Below are 16865 nucleotides of genomic sequence, written 5' to 3' on the forward strand. Positions count from 1 at the left end.
TTAAAGTTCTTCTGCGCGTGTAGCGATAATATCCTTGTACCAAAAGAATGACTGCTTTCGTTTTCTTGCAAGATTATTTTTGTGATCGACATAAATGAATCCGTATTGTTTTTTATAACCATTTAACCAGCTAAGCAAATCAATGACAGACCATGCAAAGTATCCTGAGACGTTAATTCCTTCCATGACAGCTTTTTTGACAGCGCTTAAATGATTTTCAATATAGTCGATTCGAGGTTGATCATGAATCTCTTCACCAACGATAGGATCTTCATCTCCTAAACCGTTTTCCGTGATATACATTTTGATGTCCCCGTAGCGTTCTTTAAGCATACGCATCCCTTCTAGAAAAGCATCAGGAGCGATTTCCCATCCCCATTTGGTATATACCTTTTCTTCTATCATGACTGTTTTGTATACACCGTCAAATGAAGGGTTTCCAGGTTTACCTGTTGAGTTCTCACGTCCACCAGACAATACGAGGGCTGAATCGTTTTTCATTACGCGCTGTGGGCAGTAATAGTTTAATCCGATGAAATCATTCATAGGTGCCGTTCTATGAAGCAAATCCAGTTCCTCTTCTGTCATTTGCGGGAGTAGCCCTTTAGCTTCGAGCTCTTTTATTACATATTGTGGGTAAGCTCCTTTCAAAATTGGATCATAATACCAATGTGTCGAATATGCATTCGCATGTCTTTCTGCAAATTTGTTCTCTTCGTCTTCATCAATGCTAAACGCCGGGTTAAAAACATGAGTAATGCCAATTTCCCCCTCATAGCTTGACTGTTTGAAAAGTTCAACCGCACGGGCATGAGCCACAAACACATTATGTGTCGCCTGAAAGTATGCTTTCGCATCCCCTTCAATTCCTGGTGGGTGAGCACCGGTTAAATAGCCTAACGAACAAAAGATAACCGTTTCGTTAAAGGTAATCCAATTCCGTACTCGATCGCCGAATGCTTTAAAACAAACATCAGCAAACGTGACAAATGCATTGGCTGTTTTAGGATTTGGCCAGCCGCCTTCTTCTTCAAGCGTTTGAGGAAGGTCCCAGTGATACAATGTGACGAACGGAACAATTCCGTGTTTTAAACATTCATCAATGACATTATTATAGAATTCCAATCCTTTTTGATTTACTTCACCTGTACCGTTGGGAAGAATACGTGTCCAGGCAATGGAAAACCGATACGATTCCAATCCCATCTCTGCCATAAGTGCGATGTCTTCTTTATATCGGTGATAATGATCAATGGCCACATCACCGTTTGTTCCTTCAAATGTTTTACCGGGAATCTTTGAGAAGACGTCCCAGTTCGAAACCCCTTTACCGTCCTTGTTCCATGCCCCTTCTACTTGATAAGAAGCTGAAGCTGCGCCGAACAAGAAATCTTTTGGCATTTTCAAATCATTCACCCCGTTTATTTATTCGCTAATTTAATCGCTTGTTCAAGTACTTTTGCACCATTCATCATGCCGTAATCCACCGTGTTAATAACATCAATAGCGACACCTTTTGGTTCACAAACAGCTTTTCCTTTGTTTAACAAATACTTTACCTGAGGACCTAATAAAGCAACATCGATATTATCAACATACTTTTCCATCTCTGACTCAGGGTAAGCTGCAATCTCAGCTTCTACACCACGCTCACCAGCAAACGCTTTCATTTTCTCCACTAACATACTTGTTGACATACCTGCTGCACAGAATAATCCAATCTTCACCATATCAATTCATCCCTTTCAATAAGTTAATTTCTTTTTGCATGGTCATCATATGATCCAATAGCTCTTTTACTAAGATCGTGTTCATCAAATGGTCTTGGGCATGAACCATCAATACACCAACCCGTGCCGATTTCCCTTGGGCCTCTAGTGTGACAAATTTTGTTTGAATAGCATGTGCTTCGTTTAAAATTGAATTCGCTTTTGCTACTTCTGCTTCTGCCTCTTCTACTTTGTTTTCTCTGAGCAGATGTAAAGCAGCGTGATAGCTCGCTTTAGCATCACCTGAAAATGCAATTAATCCAAAAATATCTTCAGAGCTAATCTCAATCGATTCTTCAACCATATATGTACACCCTTTCGTAAGTACAAATCTAATTTGTTGGTACAAATTTTATAAATTTATAATAACTTACTCAGATTCATATGTAAACTATTTTTTTTATTTTCAGACAAAAAAAAAGAGCCCTGAGCTCTCTTTGCACCTTAACTACCCTTCATATTTGATACTTTTAGCAATTTTACATGTTTGAAGTGATGCACTGACTGTGAATAATCAAAAATAGCACCGTTTATTAAATAAACCGTATTATCTACCACCAAAGCCGGATCGTTCTCTTTTAATCCCAATAAACCAGCTTGCTCAGACATGAGATAATCGGCACGAATAACACGATCTGCAAAGCCAATTGCTAGTTGCTGGTCATTGCGTAAATATGTATAAATGGATTTTTTTACAATATTTTCATCAAGATATTTAACAAGATTTTTGTTAAAATATGAAGTTTCAATTGAAAATGGATCTCCATCAACATATCTTAGCCTTTTCACATAATAAATAGGTGATCCAATCTTGCATCCCATATTTTGAGCTAGTTCCTCGTCCGCAGTAATTACTTTAAAATCTAGGAGCTTGTTTTCTACAAGACGGTCACTAAAGTCATTGGTAACTCCTTGTAGCTTTTCAAGATTAACGTATCCATTGTTGTGATGATTACGAATAAATGCACCGCTGCCCTGAACTTGATATACATATCCTTTATTTACGAGAATTTCAATTGCTTTTCGTACTGTATTACGGCTCACCTGATACTTTGCTGCATATTCATCTTCAGTCAAAAGTTTATTTGTTTTTTGATAAACATGCTCAGTAATATCAGATTCAATTTGGCCAGCTACTTGCAGATATTTTGGCATCATTCTGTTTTACACCTCTCTATACAAACTAAAAAACTAGGGATTATTATAGCATAAAATACGGAAATCGTAATCATAACAGTAGTTAAAATGGATGATTACTATAAATGGGACAACAAACTAAGTATATTTTATCTAAGGTTTGTTATTTATGTACATGCAAAACCGAATGGACATTAGTGGAGCAGTGTGACAGAAAAATCAAATCAACATTACCGCGTTACATATTATGCGTTTTTTGGATTCCGTTACATGGAAGTAGAAGTTAGTTGAACCTGATATTTATAATAATACGGTAAAATCAAAACAAAGATCCCTTAGTTATACTTTTACGAACCCTCGATTTTAGAGAGAACGGTATTCGCTAACTAATTAAATGCGTGATCTTATTTTTCATCTATAAAAACTATTTTTAAATTCACATCATATTGTCTGTTCTCCGCAGGTATTTTTCTATACGTTCATATGTTACAATAGAGAAAGAACATAAATTAAAATTATATGGTCTCTTTGTACCCTAGGTTTCCTTATAATGGAAAGAGGTACTTTTATGAATATACTTGAAATAAAAAAAACGCTTTATACTCTTATTCAATATGAGGATAGCGCTATTACTCATACAATTCCTGAAGTACTGGAATTGTCGTATTGTAAAACATCTAAGATTTTTCAAATCACTACACTTACAGATCAAAAAACCTTAAATTACAACGATTATGATATAGATAACGCTTCTGAAGCTTTATATAAGATCTTAAACTGAAGAAAGCAATTAATGATTCTTCTATCTTTTATTTAACAAACGTGCGACCGCACAATATGTGTTATTTTAGACAAAAGAAACTCCTGGTATATGTCCGGGAGTTTCTTTTGTTTTTCTAATAAATCTAATTTAAAAAAACCACTCGGACATAGTTAAAACAGCACGAAACAGTAAAGGTGCCGCTATTATTCCGTCGATTAGAAAATTCCTATAAAAGGTCTAATTTAAAGATTTATATAATATGTATCTTTGAAAATATAAAAGTTGCTTTAGGTATTTTCATTTTACAGGTTGTTTACTAAAAGTAATTCCTAAAAAATGAAGTGCATTTTTTACAGTGGCCATTGTCGGGGTAGAAGCTAAATTAATACCTAGCTGTACAGCAGAGCGAGATAATTCTGGTCTTAATCCTGTTAAGATACATTGCACTCCAAGTAGTGACATAACGCTATTAATTTTAAAAAGATGCTCCGTTACAATTGAATCCAATGTATAAATACCTGAAAAATCTATAATTAAACAATTTATATTTTGCGTCTGCACTTTTACTGGAACGGCCATTAAAAGTTGGTTTGCTCTTTGCTCATCTATAGATCCTACTAAGGGAAGTACAGCGATTCCCTCTAAAAGAGGAACAAGGGTTGTAGACAGTTCATTTATTTGCTTTATTATTTCTTTTTGTCTTGTTTCACTCTCTTTTTTTACCGTAATATCTCTCACATAGGTTTGAATTACTTTTTTATCTCCGAGTAGCAAGGGATGACAATATAATTCAACATTAACAGTTGTCCCGTCCATTCTAAATATGGTTTCCTCAATGAGCTCTGCTGGGCGCTCATAGGCAGATTGGATTCTTTTCCTTATTGCTGCTTTAGATGTTTCTTGAAATATATCTAAAGGGCTTGCACCTATGATATCTTCCCTTTTTCCTCTAAAAAAATGTTCAGCCGCGTGGTTAACATATATAATCTTATGATTTGAATGAATAATAAGTGGATCTAGCGCATATTCAATGACTTCCTGATAATCGATACCCGAAATGTTTTCATTCATAATTTTCACTCCTTAACATAAAGGTTAGACTACTATTTCATATTTATCAAGGGTTCAATTGCTTGTTTAAGATCTTAAAAAACCATAATAAAAATAAAAATGACCCCTGGAAATGAATTCAAGGGCCTTCTCTGCATTTATTTAAATCATACTTTCTCACGGGTTAAATCATAATGTAAGGCTGTATCAGGAACTGTAGGATTAGGATAATTTATTTTCACTTTATACTGTAATTCTTTTTGATGACGAAATAGATGAATTCTTCTTTTAGATTATTTACAGAGCTTTGTCTTTTCCTCTTTTCCCTTTTACTCTATTCTCATTTGAATGAATCGTTTGATCTCTATTTCTTTTTCTTCTACTAAGAAAATAGATAATAAAACCTACTAAAACTAATAAAGTAATTAGAAGGACACTTGTAGGAAAGTATGACGTCCCTATATGGATACCAAGAAATTGAATCATTATCCTTTCACCTCCATATGAGATTAGTAAACGACCCTAGTAAAATACTTTCAGTTCAGTATCTTTCCGATTCATAAAACATTCGTATAGAAGCACAATATTATATATAAAGCAGCATGCTAGTAAGATTTACTAATACTTCTCGATCACTTAGTTTCTTAGAAAGTTATTACAAGGAAAAACCATTACACACCTTTTTTTGCAATAATGATTATACGTTCTTGTTTCATTTCACCGACACATTGTTTAGCTTCTTCTTGGGTTAAACCTAACGAGGACATTTTAGAATGAAGTTCATCTTCACGAGAAAATAACTTGTTAAATGCAGATTCAAAAACTCCTTGTTCAGAAGCTTGATATTCTTTTGTATTTGTTGTATTTGTTAAATATTCCGAGCGCTCTTTATTATAGGTCAATAAATAAATTTCACTTTTACTAAACCCGTTGGCAAAAAACTCTTCAATAAACTTATTTGCCTGACCACTATTTTCTGCTACTTTAATTTCCTTCACTATTTTCTCCTCCTCTATCCCAATAGAATATGTCTTTCTACTAATAGGTGTATCCTTAAGCATCCAATTAAAACCAATTTATTCGGATATGGGATAAAAGACTATAAACTATCAGCTGAATATTGTATAAAATAGGGTAATTTATCTACTTCCAAGCCAATAAAATATAGACTGCCTATTTCACTTATTACCGTAAAAGGAAAAAAATAATAAATAAAATAACCAGATTCATTTGCGCAATCGTTCCCATTAAAAAGTGCGTTAACCCTACTTGGATTAACGCACTTGAGAGATACGTATGAATTAACAAAATTCACTCTTTTTATAGAATCTAAAATGCTTTTACATGTTAAAAATAAGACTCCGTTTGGATGGAAAGAGTAATTAGTAAATTTAGGGTGTTCACTGTCCATAAGATAATAACCGATAATGTTTGATAAAAGTGTAATTTATAGTTGCGTATTTTAGGTTGATGGCTTTTCTGATGACTTATTGCCCGGTGCAAACCAACCCAATAGCGCGATACCAACTAATACTCCATAGAAAATCAGTGTCCAAGCAGTGCTATGAGGGAAATGAGAATCTAAAACCCCGATATCTTTATGTGCAAAAGTAATAACCGCAAGTTTCACACCGACCCAGGCAACAATTGCATATGCTGTCGTTTCTAAGGCAGGTCGCTTTTCGAGAAGTTTTACAAACCAGGTTGCTGCAAACTTGATTAAGATAAGACCTGCAACTCCTCCAAGAACTACAACTGCAAACTGTCCTCCATCCATCCCACCGATTTCTCCAAACTGTGAATCCGGAAGCCCAAGAGCTATGGCCACTGCAGCTAAAATAGAATCTATGGCAAAAGCAAGGTCAGCTAACGCAATTTTCCCCACTGTTGGCCAGAACCCCTTTCCAGCAGACTCCTTCTCATCATCATCATGAATATTCTCATTATGTTTCCCAAACCGCGCCTGAATGACATGCTTCAAACCTAGATACAGGAGATAAACGGCTCCTATGGCCTGTATCCACCAGACGTTGGCGATAAATGAAATGGCAAAAAGAGCTCCAAATCGAAAAATAAATGCCATCAGAATTCCGTAATTAATCGCTCTTTTTTTCTGATCCTCGGGTAAATGCTTGGCTATAACTGCCAGTACAAGAGCATTGTCAGCTGATAATAATCCTTCTAATCCAATTAGAATCAATAATGCCCATACGTATTCGAGCCAAATAGATTCCATCCGCTTCTCCCCTTTCCAAAATGTAAGCTGCTATGCTAAAGGTTTTGTTTACAATAGAATAACCATATATGCTAAAGGCAACCCTAAAAGATAGGATTTTCATTATTTTAACACTAACCTTCTATAAAATACTGCTTTAAATACAAATAAAAACCAAATTATTAAATTTTTACGTTTTTTATCATATAATGTCGCTTTTTTACATGATTAATGAAAACTTCGGGCCAACATCTCTATAAGTTGGATGGTTAATAGGTAATCGCTATTATTTCAGGCTTTTTTTTACAAAGTGCTTGCGACCAATGAAAAGAACGGCTAAAAAATATTCATCAATATTTTTTAGCCGTTCTTTATTTCTTCTTTGTACCATGCAATAAAACGGGTCAATTAGGACTAATCCCTACCCAAAAAAGATCTACTAAAGCCTGAGCCGTTTTTTCAGGGCCTCCTAATTCAGTTATTAATTCTTTTTTATTCCGAATCATTGTGACCATAGAAAATGTATGCGCAAGCAAGCGAGGGCTTGTTACGACAATTTCACCGTTGGTTGCAGCTTGTTTGAATACGTTCTCCAATGCCTGATGTATGGCTTTCTCTGCTTCACGAATTTCATGAATATGATCTTCTGTAAGCGAAGAAGTAGCTTCCTGCAATAATGTTTCAAAATCAATATGCGGTCTCTTTAAGTGATCCAATGTTACCTCGTATAATCTATGTTTCAGCCCTTTGGAATTTTGTAATAATTTCTCTGTCTGTTTTGTAATACGTTGGAACATGCTTGATACCGAAACGGTAAATAAAGTGGCCTTATTTTTAAAGTAGTAGTAAACACTAGCCTTAGTCACATCGCTAGCCTCAGCTACTTGCTCCATTGAGACTCTTTCATATCCATATGCCATAAATAAATGGGCAGCAGTCTTTAAAATTTGCTCTCTTGTTATATTATTTTCAGTTGTTATTTTGGGTCTGCCAGGCTTTTTTTTTGGTGTCTTATCAGTATTCATAAGAGGGCCTCCTTCTAGTTCAAGAAATTGCCACATTTAAACTAGTTGATTAATTAACCTTCTGGTATATATAATTATTGAAGGTTCTATATATATTGTAATAGAAACAAACAGATTTGGAAATGAGGGAGAATTAATGAAAGAATCACCTTTAGCAACATTCAGCCGATTTATGACTGGGAAAGTGAGTCGATGGGTTGTTATTGCCGTATGGATTCTGGCCACTGTAGTCCTAACGATTGCTTGGCCTGCCGTGAATAAGACGGAAGTGAACAATGCACCCAACTTAAGTGAGAATTCACCTTCCGTAGAAGCTGAAAATCTCATAAAGAAAGAATTCCCTAACTCATCAGGGGTTCCTGCCTTACTTACATGGCACAAAGAATCAGGTTTGAAAAACGATGATCTAAAATCTATTCAGCAAATGGCGGCAGCTTTAGAAAAAAAACCATTAGAAGAACAAACGTCTACACCGCCTTTGCATAAATTACCGTTAGCAGCTTTACAAAAAATGATATCAAAAGATGGTACCACGCTTGTACAGCCTATTTTCTTTAAAGAAAACGCTGAGACGGATGTACTAGAAAAAAATCTAGATACGATTAAAAAACAAGTAAAAGAAAACGTTTCATACGATTCTTTTGCGACGGATATAGATGAAAAAGATAAATTAAGCACGCGCGTTACCGGTCCTGTAGGAATTCAAGTAGATGCAACGAGCTTATTTGAAGGAGCAGACGTTTCGTTACTAATTGCGACAGTTTTATTAGTCTTAATTTTACTTCTTGTAATTTATCGTTCCCCAATTTTAGCGATTATTCCTTTAATTGGTGTAGGTTTTGCCTATGGGGTTCTGAGTCCAACTCTCGGTATTTTAGCAGATAAAGGATGGATTACGGTCGATTCACAGTCCATATCCATTATGACCGTTTTATTATTTGGAGCCGGAACAGACTATTGTTTATTTTTAATTTCTCATTATCGCGATGAGCTTCGCAAAGTAAAAGATAAGAGACAAGCACTTATCAACGCCTTTAAAGGTGCTTCAGGTGCTATAGCGATGAGTGGCTTTACGGTTGTCATCTCTCTTTTAGCTTTAATCGTGGCAAAGTACGGGGCTTACCACCGTTTTGCAATCCCGTTTAGTTTATCTATTCTGGTTATGGGATTAGCGAGCTTAACTCTTATTCCTGCCCTGCTTGCAGTTATGGGAAGAGGTTCTTTTTATCCTTTTGTTCCTCGCACTCCCGAAATGGAAGAAGAATTGGCGAAAAAGAAAGGAAAACCGGTGCGTGACCGAAAAGAGAAAAACCGTTTCGGGAATTGGATCGGTAATGTGGTTACGACTAAACCATGGACAATCATTGTAGCTTGTCTAGTCTTTTTTGGAGCTTTATCCATATACTCTAGTCAAATCAAGTACACGTATGATTTATTGTCTTCTTTCCCTGAAGATATGCCTTCTCGTGAAGGATTTACGATTATCTCTGACGCTTACTCTCCTGGTGAACTAGCACCAGCACAAGTAGTAATTGATACAGAAGGAAAATCGGTAAATCTAGAAAAAGAGTTAAAGAAAAACGATCTTATTAGTACCGTTTCTGCACCTCAAAGCGGTAAAAGTAATAAGGATTTAAAGGTATATGACGTCACGTTTAATGTAAATCCATATAGTATAACAGCTATGGAGGCTATTCCAGACTTGAAAGATGCAGCCGAAAAGGCACTGTCACAGTCCGGAGTTTCCTCAGTAAAATCCAAAGTATGGATTGGCGGTCAAACAGCGACGCAATATGACACGATGACTGTTAGTGATAAAGACAACAGTATTATTGTCCCGTTAATTATTATTTTTATATCGCTGCTGCTAGTGGCTTACTTGCGTTCTATTGTAGCTATGCTTTATTTAGTGGGAACCGTTATCCTCTCTTACAGTGCAGCTTTAGGCTTAGGCTGGCTCATCATCCACAATATCATGGGAGCAGATGCTATCCAAGGAGCGATTCCTTTATACGCATTTGTATTCTTAGTGGCGCTTGGTGAGGATTATAATATTTTTATGATCTCAAGCATCTGGCAGAAAAAGAAATACATGCCGTTAAAACAAGCGATTAAAGAAGGCGTAAGTGAAACAAGCGGTGTTATCACATCAGCTGGAATTATTTTAGCTGCTACATTCGCGGTTCTAGCAACACTGCCTATTCAAGTTCTGGTTCAGTTCGGAATTATCACGGCTTTAGGTGTTCTGTTAGATACATTTATTGTGCGACCATTCCTTGTACCTGCAATCACTACGGTTTTAGGAAGATTTGCTTTCTGGCCAGGTAAAGCTGAAGTGGTATCAGAAAAAGAGAATTAAGTAGTAAAAAAAAGGTGTTTTATAATTGATTTACTATATGGCTTCTATGAATGTAAAACCAAGAAAAAAGCAAAGAGAATATTAATATTCTCTTTGCTTTTTTAATTTACTTCCATCTGTGCTCTTCTTTATCTGTTAGCTTTACGATAAACGGAAATAAACCAATAAGAGATATAGCAACAATCCCACTTAAATAACCTAGCCCCATTAAAGGACCAGCACCTTTAATGGAGATAAATTGTCTGGTATGGCATTTAGGACACTTCTTTCCTTTCTTAGAAAACCCAAGTAACCATACATTTTTAGCGTTCCATTTGTAATTGCAATGATTGCAACAAGCCATATATACTCTACCTTTCTTGTCTTATGCTTTTATTTGTTTTTATGTAATTTTTGAGCGGAATTATAATGTTAGTTCATATTAGTCTGATGATGATTAAAAGTCATATTTATAATTTCTCCAAGCAACAGTCCTACAGCTGCTACTGGTATAAACACTTTAAACATACTAATAGAAACATCTAAGCCTAAAATCAGTAAAAGAAAATAACCAAATAAGAATCCTGTACAAATAAATGAATATTTTTTTATCAATTTTCTCAAAAAAACACCTCTTTTGCTTGAATACTCCATTCACATCTTTATGTATAAAAGGATCATCTATTCTTTCCAAAATGTTTATTTTGTTTTTTAACTTGAACGACTTTATAAATAAACAAACCTAAAGAAACCATTAAAATTAACCAAAAGATTTGAAAAGCTACGTCCGCCCAATTAACACTTGATATATCCATATTATCGCCTCCTATATCTTTTACGAACTAATTTCATAAAAGTTCCATATTTGTATTATTTATTGTGTTTTCTAAGTGATATTCTCACTTGCACTTTAGAACCTCCTATAATCAGTCTTAACTTTAAATGTATTAAAAAAGGGGAATACACTTTGTAAAAAGGTGTGATTTTATTAACTTTTTACGTATTACCACAACGGCTGTTGTTCTTTCTTTTTTTGGTGTGATATTCAGAATCGTTTACGGCCAAATAATTGGGGAAAAAGATTTTCAATTAGAAAGTCTCATTGGTCTCTTCGTTGGTTTTTTTGTGAGTATTTTTTTCATTTATTGTTTTAATGATTATTGTAAAAAGAAAAAACATAATTAATTCACTAATTAGCAAACGAAGCACTCAATGCAAATTTTAATAATCTAGAATGGCTTTCCGCACAACTTTCATAAAAGCAGCTATTTAGGATAAATTATTACTGAAGAAACATATGCTACTGGAGGTCGTAACTTGTTAATAGGTGAGATTGTTCAAAAGCTAAATAATGGTGCTTCTTATGAAGATATTGCTTCTTCCATTAAAATTAGTGTAGATATCTTGAAAGATGATTTAAAGAAATTCGGATTTCATTACGATAATAAAGAAAGAAATCTCGTATTTACAGGATACGAATCTGAATATGAAAATACACTTTGTATTTGTTACTCTGATATCAGGAAACTTTCTACTTAACATTTTTGCGTTAAAATGATTTCGCTTCTATTAAATTATAAAAGCGCGGGCTGCATTCAGCCCGCGCTTTTAACCCTCTTCATTTTAGTTCTCTTTTTAACACTTTACCGAGCTGGTTTTTAGGGAGTTGATCAATAAAATAAACTTCCGGAACTTTGTAACTTGCTAGACGATCTCTACAATAGCTTATAATATCTTCTTTTGTTAAGGAAGAATGAGGATCCTTCACTACATAAGCTCTAGGTTTTTCTCCATAAACAGGATCTTCTACTCCTACTACAGCAGCTTCTATAACCGTGCCTATTTGCTCAATGATTTCTTCGACCTGATCGGGATAGATATTATCGCCGCCATATACGATAACATCTTTATAGCGTCCCATAATATATAAAAAACCGTCTTGATCTATCTTTCCAGCGTCCCCCATATGGAACCAACCGTTTCGAAGCACTTTTTCAGTTGCCTCTTGATTATGCCAATAGCCTTTGAAGCAGTAGGGGCTTTTTATAATGATTTCTCCAACTTCTCCTGTTTTTACTTCTTTTCCTGATTCGGGATCAATAATTTTCACTTCTACACCGGAAAGAGGCTTACCCGCCGATTCAATTTTTTCATTTCCCATATCCGGTGTCCATACACTCACTGTCCATGCTTCTGTACTTCCATACCCTTGTATCATGCTAATGCCTAATTTATCATATTTCTTAATAAGATAAGCAGGAACTTTTGCTCCTCCTGCAATAGCAACCTTTAGTGAAGAGTTCTTTGACTCTGCATTTTTCACTCTTTCAAGCATTTGCATATACATAGAAGGAAACGCTAGCATCATAGTGATCTCGTGAGTTTCAATCGTTTCCCACATGATTTCTGGTGTAGGATCTGACAACAGAAACAACCCCATTCCGTTGGAAACAGATTTTAAAATATTGTTAATAGAACTCATATGATAAAAAGGATGCGAGGCAAGAAATCGACCATCCTCTTCATAGTCTATTCGTTGACTCGATGGTTGTATATAAGAATACACGTGACCATGCTCAATCATACAGCCCTTTGCATTGCCAGTTGTTCCAGAAGTAAAAAGAAGCATCGCAATGTCATCTTGAGAGACCTGTATATTTGGATTTAGTATAGAATACGCAGAAAAAATGTCATTATATTCTTCAACTGTCTCCACACTATTTTCTCTTCCTACTTGTAAAGTAATAACGTCATTTAATATTTCAGAATCAAAAGGAATAACCTCATGAAATTTTTGGTCGTAGAAAATAACTTTAGGTTGTGCACTGTCTAAAATATCGATAATTTCATACTTCGTCAGCTGCCAGCTAATAGGAACCGCTACGGCTCCAATTCTTAATGCAGCTAGCAGAATTGTAGGAAACGGATGATTATTTTGACATAGAATTGCAATTCGATCTCCTTTTTTAACATTATGGCTTAACAGGTAATGAGCCAGCTGATTGACACGTTCATTATATTCTTTAAATGTATGGAAAGATGTACTCCAAATTAAAGCCTCTTTTTCAGCAGATTGTTTAGCTCTTTGCTCTAATAGTTCTCCAAGTGTATACATGATAGCTCTCTCCTTTAATGATAATGACCAGTTTGAATCATATTTAAATGGTGCTTCATTCTAATTATTTTTAACTCTATAAACTACATTACCCATACTTAACGTTAACGCAAACGTCAATTATAGACGTTTGAAAAATTCATATCTTTTGAACATGTAAAAGATACATATTAGTTATTCAGAAAAGACTATTCAGTATACTTTGAAGCTTATGCTGAGGAGTTCATAACGTTTGATCTTGTAAGGTTCTTTTCTTTTTTTAACTTTAGTCTCCTTTTGTAGCAGCTATTACGTATGTTCTCTTTCTATGCATCGAGTTAATTGCTAGTTGCACTCTCCATGTGAATAACAAAAGTCTTAAGAGTTATATTAATAAAAACGCTAAGATAATATAGAGCTTCTCTTCTTGCTATAGGATCTATAATGACCATGGAGGAAAATATGAATAAAGTCTTTTTTATTTTTATGATTATTGGTGTACCTCTTTCAATTATTGGCAGCATGTTTAATTGGAATTATATTTTCATGTTTTTTATTTATTGCGTGACATTAATTAGTTTGGCTAATTACATTAGACGTTCCACTGAAAGCCTTAGCGTTGTAGTAGGTCCAACAGCAGGCGGATTACTGAATGCTACGTTTGGCAACGCTGCGGAAATTATTATTTCATTTTTTGCATTAAGTAAAGGATTAAATACAATCGTCATTTCCTCAATTACGGGAGCAGTTCTTGTTAATCTTCTTTTTGCCAGTGGAATATCCATGATCGTTGGAGGTATTCGATTTAAAAAGCAAAAATTTAGTGTGTTTAAAACACGACATAATACTTCCCTCTTAATGTTTGCTATTATCGTAACTTTTGTATTGCCGTTTATCTTTGCAAAACGCTTGGATGATAAAGATATGCAGGTTCTATCCACTTCTTTTGCTATTGTGATGCTGACCATTTACCTGCTTGCTCTTCTTTTTAAACTTGTCACGCATAAAGGGATTTTCACCGGAAACGCAGAAGAAAATGGAGAGGAACCAGAATGGGGAAAAAAGAAAGCAATCGTTGTGCTTGGACTGGCGACAATTGTACTAGCTTATATTAGTGAGAAACTTGTTGGCACCATTGAGCCAGTAGGTGCTGCTTTAGGCTGGAGTCACGTTTTTATTGGAATTATTGTTGTCGCCATAGTGGGAAGTGCTGCAGAGTACGTGTCAGCAATTGCAATGGCCTATAATAACAGAATGGACGTAATGGTGGAGATCTCCATTGGTTCAACCGTCCAAACGGCCATGTTTGTTGCTCCTATACTTGTTCTGTTCTCATACTTGTATGATTTCTTGCCTCTTGTGTTTAATACAGCGGAAATGATTGCGATGATTCTTGCCGCTCTCATGACGGTGACCGTTGTGAACGATGGTGATTCCAACTGGTTCGAAGGTGTTTTACTTGTTGGTACCTACATTGCGATAGGCTTTAGTTTTTACCTTTTATAGAATTTTTTCAAGAAAAAGATGAAAATTTCAGCTTACATAAAGACAAAGCTTGATCATCTTTTTAAATCTTGACGAATAATATATACACAAAAATTTGCTTTTCTTTTGCATGGTTTTCAACTTTAAACACAATTAAAGTATTGCTGTATTGATAATATATAATCGTATATGAACAAGAAAAACGAGCTCTTATCTGCTAAGAGCTCGTTTTTTATATTTATTTTATCTACCTTACATATAACCGTTTCAAATAAACAAAAGACACCAGTAAACCTAAAATGTATGTACATATTTTGAAGCGAATGACATATTAATAGCTCAAGAGACAGTGTTTACTAATAAAAGTTAGAGGAGATGAGAGTGAGAATGGATAATTTTAATTCACAATCATCCACTGATCATCCAAACCCGCAAGTATGGAATTTTGTTTCAGCTCCTAATTTACATCCCATGAAGGTTACCATTAATACTAATAAGCCTGGAACAGCTCCCGGCCTATTATTTGTTGCACCTTATACGGTATATGGAGCAGCGATGATTGGACAGACCGGCGCACTAATTATGGATCAGACGGGTAATCCAGTGTGGTTTAGACCGCTTGCTAGTAGGTATATCCAAAATACAGACTTTCGAGTACAAATATACTGCGGGAACCCTGTTCTTACGATGTGGCATGGGACAATTTCAGGCACTCAAACTTCAAACCCTAACCTTCCAGTAGGTGAACCTGAGCCTGGTGCTTATTTTCAAATTATCAATCAGCATTATGAGGTCATTAAAAAGTTATTTGCTAAAAAAGGGTTTACCTCTGATTTGCACGAGTTTACAATCACCAAACGGAATACGGCTTTATTTACGGCGGTAAAACAAGTACCTGCAGATTTATCTAAGTATGGAGGGCTCTTAAACGGGTATTTTAGTAATTACTCTATTCAAGAAGTAGACATTGAGACGGGAGAGCTTCTTTTCTTTTGGGATGTACTTAAACATGTTAATCCAGCTGATTCGATGGTACCTGCTTCATCCGCAACAAGCTCTAATAATATATGGGATTGTTACCACGTAAATTCAGTCGAAGAAGGTCCAAACAATACACTTTTAGTGAGCATGCGTAGTATGTGGGCTATTTATAATATTGACAAAGAAACGGGAAAGGTAATTTGGCAACTTGGTGGAAAGCAAAGTGATTTTAGGCTTGGACCGAACGCTAAATTTTCTTGGCAGCATGATGCGCGCTACAGGTCCGAAAACAGGATAAGCTTGTTTGACAATGCCTGCTGTGCTTCTCCTGATTCTCCACCTCAAGGGCAAGCGCGTGGTTTAATTCTTCACTTAGATTATAAACACAAGGTTGCAAATGTAGATCGAACATATTATCATGACCCCGCTTTATATGTTCCAAGTCAAGGAAATGCGCAAAAGCTTTCCAATGGAAATCAACTCATTGGGTGGGGACAAGAACCGTACCTTTCGGAATTTAGGAACGCTGGCAATACACGGAGAAACCCTTCATTTAATTTGTTATATGATATGCAGTATCCAAATCAGAATCTTTCGTATCGAGCCTTTAAAAATAAGTGGGTAGGTCTCCCACTTTATCCGCCTAGCATAACTGTAGACTTATTGCGCGACGGTGAAGCTACAGTTTACGCATCATGGAATGGTTCAACAGAAACAGTCGCTTGGCAGGTGCTGGCGGGACCAACACCTTTTAAATTGTCAGTAGTGGTATTTAGTACCCCTCGTACTGGATTTGAAACAGATATTCATGCTGAGGCAGGTGGTCCCTATTTTCAAGTCAAAGCATTAGATTCATGCGGGAACGTCATTGGTACATCACCCACTACTTACGTAAAAATAAGACGAAATAGACGGAAGTGAGCATTAATAATCCTCTATTAGATTTTTAAAAATGTTCGTATAGTGCCCCTACTCTGAAGACCTGGGGGAATACTTGATATAGATGAG

Annotated in this window: 17 protein-coding genes; 5 read left to right on the forward strand and 12 right to left on the reverse strand. The window is 35.6% G+C overall.

Features of this window, described 5'->3' with window-relative positions; translation table 11 throughout:
* From ACMX9J_RS23030 to ACMX9J_RS23045, 4 genes are all read right to left on the reverse strand, one after another.
* Positions 1–1407 carry a glycoside hydrolase family 1 protein gene (locus ACMX9J_RS23030; RefSeq protein WP_416226232.1) on the reverse strand — a complete coding sequence of 469 codons (1407 nt, stop codon included), beginning with the start codon at positions 1405–1407 and terminating at the stop codon, positions 1–3.
* 14 nt (positions 1408–1421) lie between these two features.
* Positions 1422–1730, reverse strand: coding sequence for a PTS sugar transporter subunit IIB (locus tag ACMX9J_RS23035; RefSeq protein WP_047751256.1), 309 nt, complete (start codon positions 1728–1730; stop codon positions 1422–1424).
* 1 nt (position 1731) lies between these two features.
* The gene (locus ACMX9J_RS23040) at positions 1732–2073 is read right to left on the reverse strand and encodes a PTS lactose/cellobiose transporter subunit IIA (RefSeq protein WP_014460688.1); all 342 of its coding nucleotides are present in this window, start codon (positions 2071–2073) and stop codon (positions 1732–1734) included.
* 140 nt (positions 2074–2213) lie between these two features.
* Positions 2214–2927, reverse strand: coding sequence for a UTRA domain-containing protein (locus ACMX9J_RS23045; RefSeq protein WP_047751258.1), 714 nt, complete (start codon positions 2925–2927; stop codon positions 2214–2216).
* A 547-nt stretch (positions 2928–3474) separates the two neighbouring features.
* On the opposite strand from ACMX9J_RS23045, the gene ACMX9J_RS23050 reads away from it, so the two are divergent.
* Positions 3475–3687 (forward strand): hypothetical protein, encoded by a 213-nt coding sequence (locus tag ACMX9J_RS23050; protein WP_047751259.1) that lies wholly within the window; start codon positions 3475–3477, stop codon positions 3685–3687.
* A 279-nt stretch (positions 3688–3966) separates the two neighbouring features.
* On the opposite strand, the gene ACMX9J_RS23055 is transcribed toward ACMX9J_RS23050, so the two are convergent.
* From ACMX9J_RS23055 to ACMX9J_RS23070, 4 genes are all read right to left on the reverse strand, one after another.
* Positions 3967–4740 carry a PAS domain S-box protein gene (locus tag ACMX9J_RS23055; protein WP_047751260.1) on the reverse strand — a complete coding sequence of 258 codons (774 nt, stop codon included), beginning with the start codon at positions 4738–4740 and terminating at the stop codon, positions 3967–3969.
* 650 nt (positions 4741–5390) lie between these two features.
* A complete protein-coding gene (locus ACMX9J_RS23060; protein ID WP_416226233.1) occupies positions 5391–5717 on the reverse strand; it encodes a general stress protein in 327 nt (108 codons plus the stop codon).
* A 464-nt stretch (positions 5718–6181) separates the two neighbouring features.
* Positions 6182–6955 (reverse strand): TerC family protein, encoded by a 774-nt coding sequence (locus tag ACMX9J_RS23065; protein ID WP_034265004.1) that lies wholly within the window; start codon positions 6953–6955, stop codon positions 6182–6184.
* Positions 6956–7338: 383 nt separating this feature from the next.
* Positions 7339–7959: a TetR/AcrR family transcriptional regulator gene (locus ACMX9J_RS23070; protein ID WP_155017174.1), complete on the reverse strand. Its 621-nt coding sequence runs from the start codon at positions 7957–7959 to the stop codon at positions 7339–7341.
* A 136-nt stretch (positions 7960–8095) separates the two neighbouring features.
* On the opposite strand from ACMX9J_RS23070, the gene ACMX9J_RS23075 reads away from it, so the two are divergent.
* Complete coding sequence (locus ACMX9J_RS23075; protein WP_034265016.1) at positions 8096–10318, forward strand: MMPL family transporter; 2223 nt, start codon at positions 8096–8098, stop codon at positions 10316–10318.
* A 106-nt stretch (positions 10319–10424) separates the two neighbouring features.
* Here the strand turns inward: ACMX9J_RS23075 and ACMX9J_RS23080 are convergent, their stop codons facing one another.
* From ACMX9J_RS23080 to ACMX9J_RS23090, 3 genes are all read right to left on the reverse strand, one after another.
* Positions 10425–10661, reverse strand: coding sequence for a hypothetical protein (locus ACMX9J_RS23080; RefSeq protein ID WP_098113365.1), 237 nt, complete (start codon positions 10659–10661; stop codon positions 10425–10427).
* Between the two features lie 68 nt (positions 10662–10729).
* Complete coding sequence (locus ACMX9J_RS23085; protein WP_033578587.1) at positions 10730–10921, reverse strand: hypothetical protein; 192 nt, start codon at positions 10919–10921, stop codon at positions 10730–10732.
* A 53-nt stretch (positions 10922–10974) separates the two neighbouring features.
* Positions 10975–11112, reverse strand: coding sequence for a hypothetical protein (locus ACMX9J_RS23090; RefSeq protein ID WP_155017172.1), 138 nt, complete (start codon positions 11110–11112; stop codon positions 10975–10977).
* Positions 11113–11614: 502 nt separating this feature from the next.
* Here ACMX9J_RS23090 and ACMX9J_RS23095 point away from each other — a divergent pair.
* The gene (locus ACMX9J_RS23095; RefSeq protein WP_155017171.1) at positions 11615–11836 is read left to right on the forward strand and encodes a hypothetical protein; all 222 of its coding nucleotides are present in this window, start codon (positions 11615–11617) and stop codon (positions 11834–11836) included.
* A 79-nt stretch (positions 11837–11915) separates the two neighbouring features.
* On the opposite strand, the gene ACMX9J_RS23100 is transcribed toward ACMX9J_RS23095, so the two are convergent.
* Entirely contained in the window at positions 11916–13412 is a 1497-nt protein-coding gene (locus tag ACMX9J_RS23100; protein WP_416226234.1) for a class I adenylate-forming enzyme family protein, read from the reverse strand.
* Positions 13413–13853: 441 nt separating this feature from the next.
* On the opposite strand from ACMX9J_RS23100, the gene cax reads away from it, so the two are divergent.
* Together cax and ACMX9J_RS23110 are read left to right on the forward strand one after the other, a co-directional pair.
* Positions 13854–14897 carry a calcium/proton exchanger gene (gene cax, locus ACMX9J_RS23105; protein ID WP_154991489.1) on the forward strand — a complete coding sequence of 348 codons (1044 nt, stop codon included), beginning with the start codon at positions 13854–13856 and terminating at the stop codon, positions 14895–14897.
* Positions 14898–15263: 366 nt separating this feature from the next.
* Positions 15264–16778 carry an arylsulfotransferase family protein gene (locus tag ACMX9J_RS23110; RefSeq protein ID WP_416226235.1) on the forward strand — a complete coding sequence of 505 codons (1515 nt, stop codon included), beginning with the start codon at positions 15264–15266 and terminating at the stop codon, positions 16776–16778.
* The last annotated feature ends 87 nt before the right edge of the window (positions 16779–16865 follow it).

The organism is Priestia sp. RMT2NF4 (assembly GCF_047872835.1).
Lineage (GTDB): Bacteria > Bacillota > Bacilli > Bacillales > Bacillaceae_H > Priestia > Priestia zanthoxyli.

Coding starts and splice junctions, on each gene's coding strand:
- ACMX9J_RS23035 (WP_047751256.1), bottom strand. CDS start 1,730: ATGGTGAAGATTGGATTATTCTGTGCAGCAGGTATGTCAACAAGTATG.
- ACMX9J_RS23040 (WP_014460688.1), bottom strand. CDS start 2,073: ATGGTTGAAGAATCGATTGAGATTAGCTCTGAAGATATTTTTGGATTA.
- ACMX9J_RS23045 (WP_047751258.1), bottom strand. CDS start 2,927: ATGATGCCAAAATATCTGCAAGTAGCTGGCCAAATTGAATCTGATATT.
- ACMX9J_RS23050 (WP_047751259.1), top strand. CDS start 3,475: ATGAATATACTTGAAATAAAAAAAACGCTTTATACTCTTATTCAATAT.
- ACMX9J_RS23055 (WP_047751260.1), bottom strand. CDS start 4,740: ATGAATGAAAACATTTCGGGTATCGATTATCAGGAAGTCATTGAATAT.
- ACMX9J_RS23065 (WP_034265004.1), bottom strand. CDS start 6,955: ATGGAATCTATTTGGCTCGAATACGTATGGGCATTATTGATTCTAATT.
- ACMX9J_RS23070 (WP_155017174.1), bottom strand. CDS start 7,959: ATGAATACTGATAAGACACCAAAAAAAAAGCCTGGCAGACCCAAAATA.
- ACMX9J_RS23075 (WP_034265016.1), top strand. CDS start 8,096: ATGAAAGAATCACCTTTAGCAACATTCAGCCGATTTATGACTGGGAAA.
- ACMX9J_RS23080 (WP_098113365.1), bottom strand. CDS start 10,661: ATGGCTTGTTGCAATCATTGCAATTACAAATGGAACGCTAAAAATGTA.
- ACMX9J_RS23090 (WP_155017172.1), bottom strand. CDS start 11,112: ATGGATATATCAAGTGTTAATTGGGCGGACGTAGCTTTTCAAATCTTT.
- ACMX9J_RS23100 (WP_416226234.1), bottom strand. CDS start 13,412: ATGTATACACTTGGAGAACTATTAGAGCAAAGAGCTAAACAATCTGCT.
- cax (WP_154991489.1), top strand. CDS start 13,854: ATGAATAAAGTCTTTTTTATTTTTATGATTATTGGTGTACCTCTTTCA.
- ACMX9J_RS23110 (WP_416226235.1), top strand. CDS start 15,264: ATGGATAATTTTAATTCACAATCATCCACTGATCATCCAAACCCGCAA.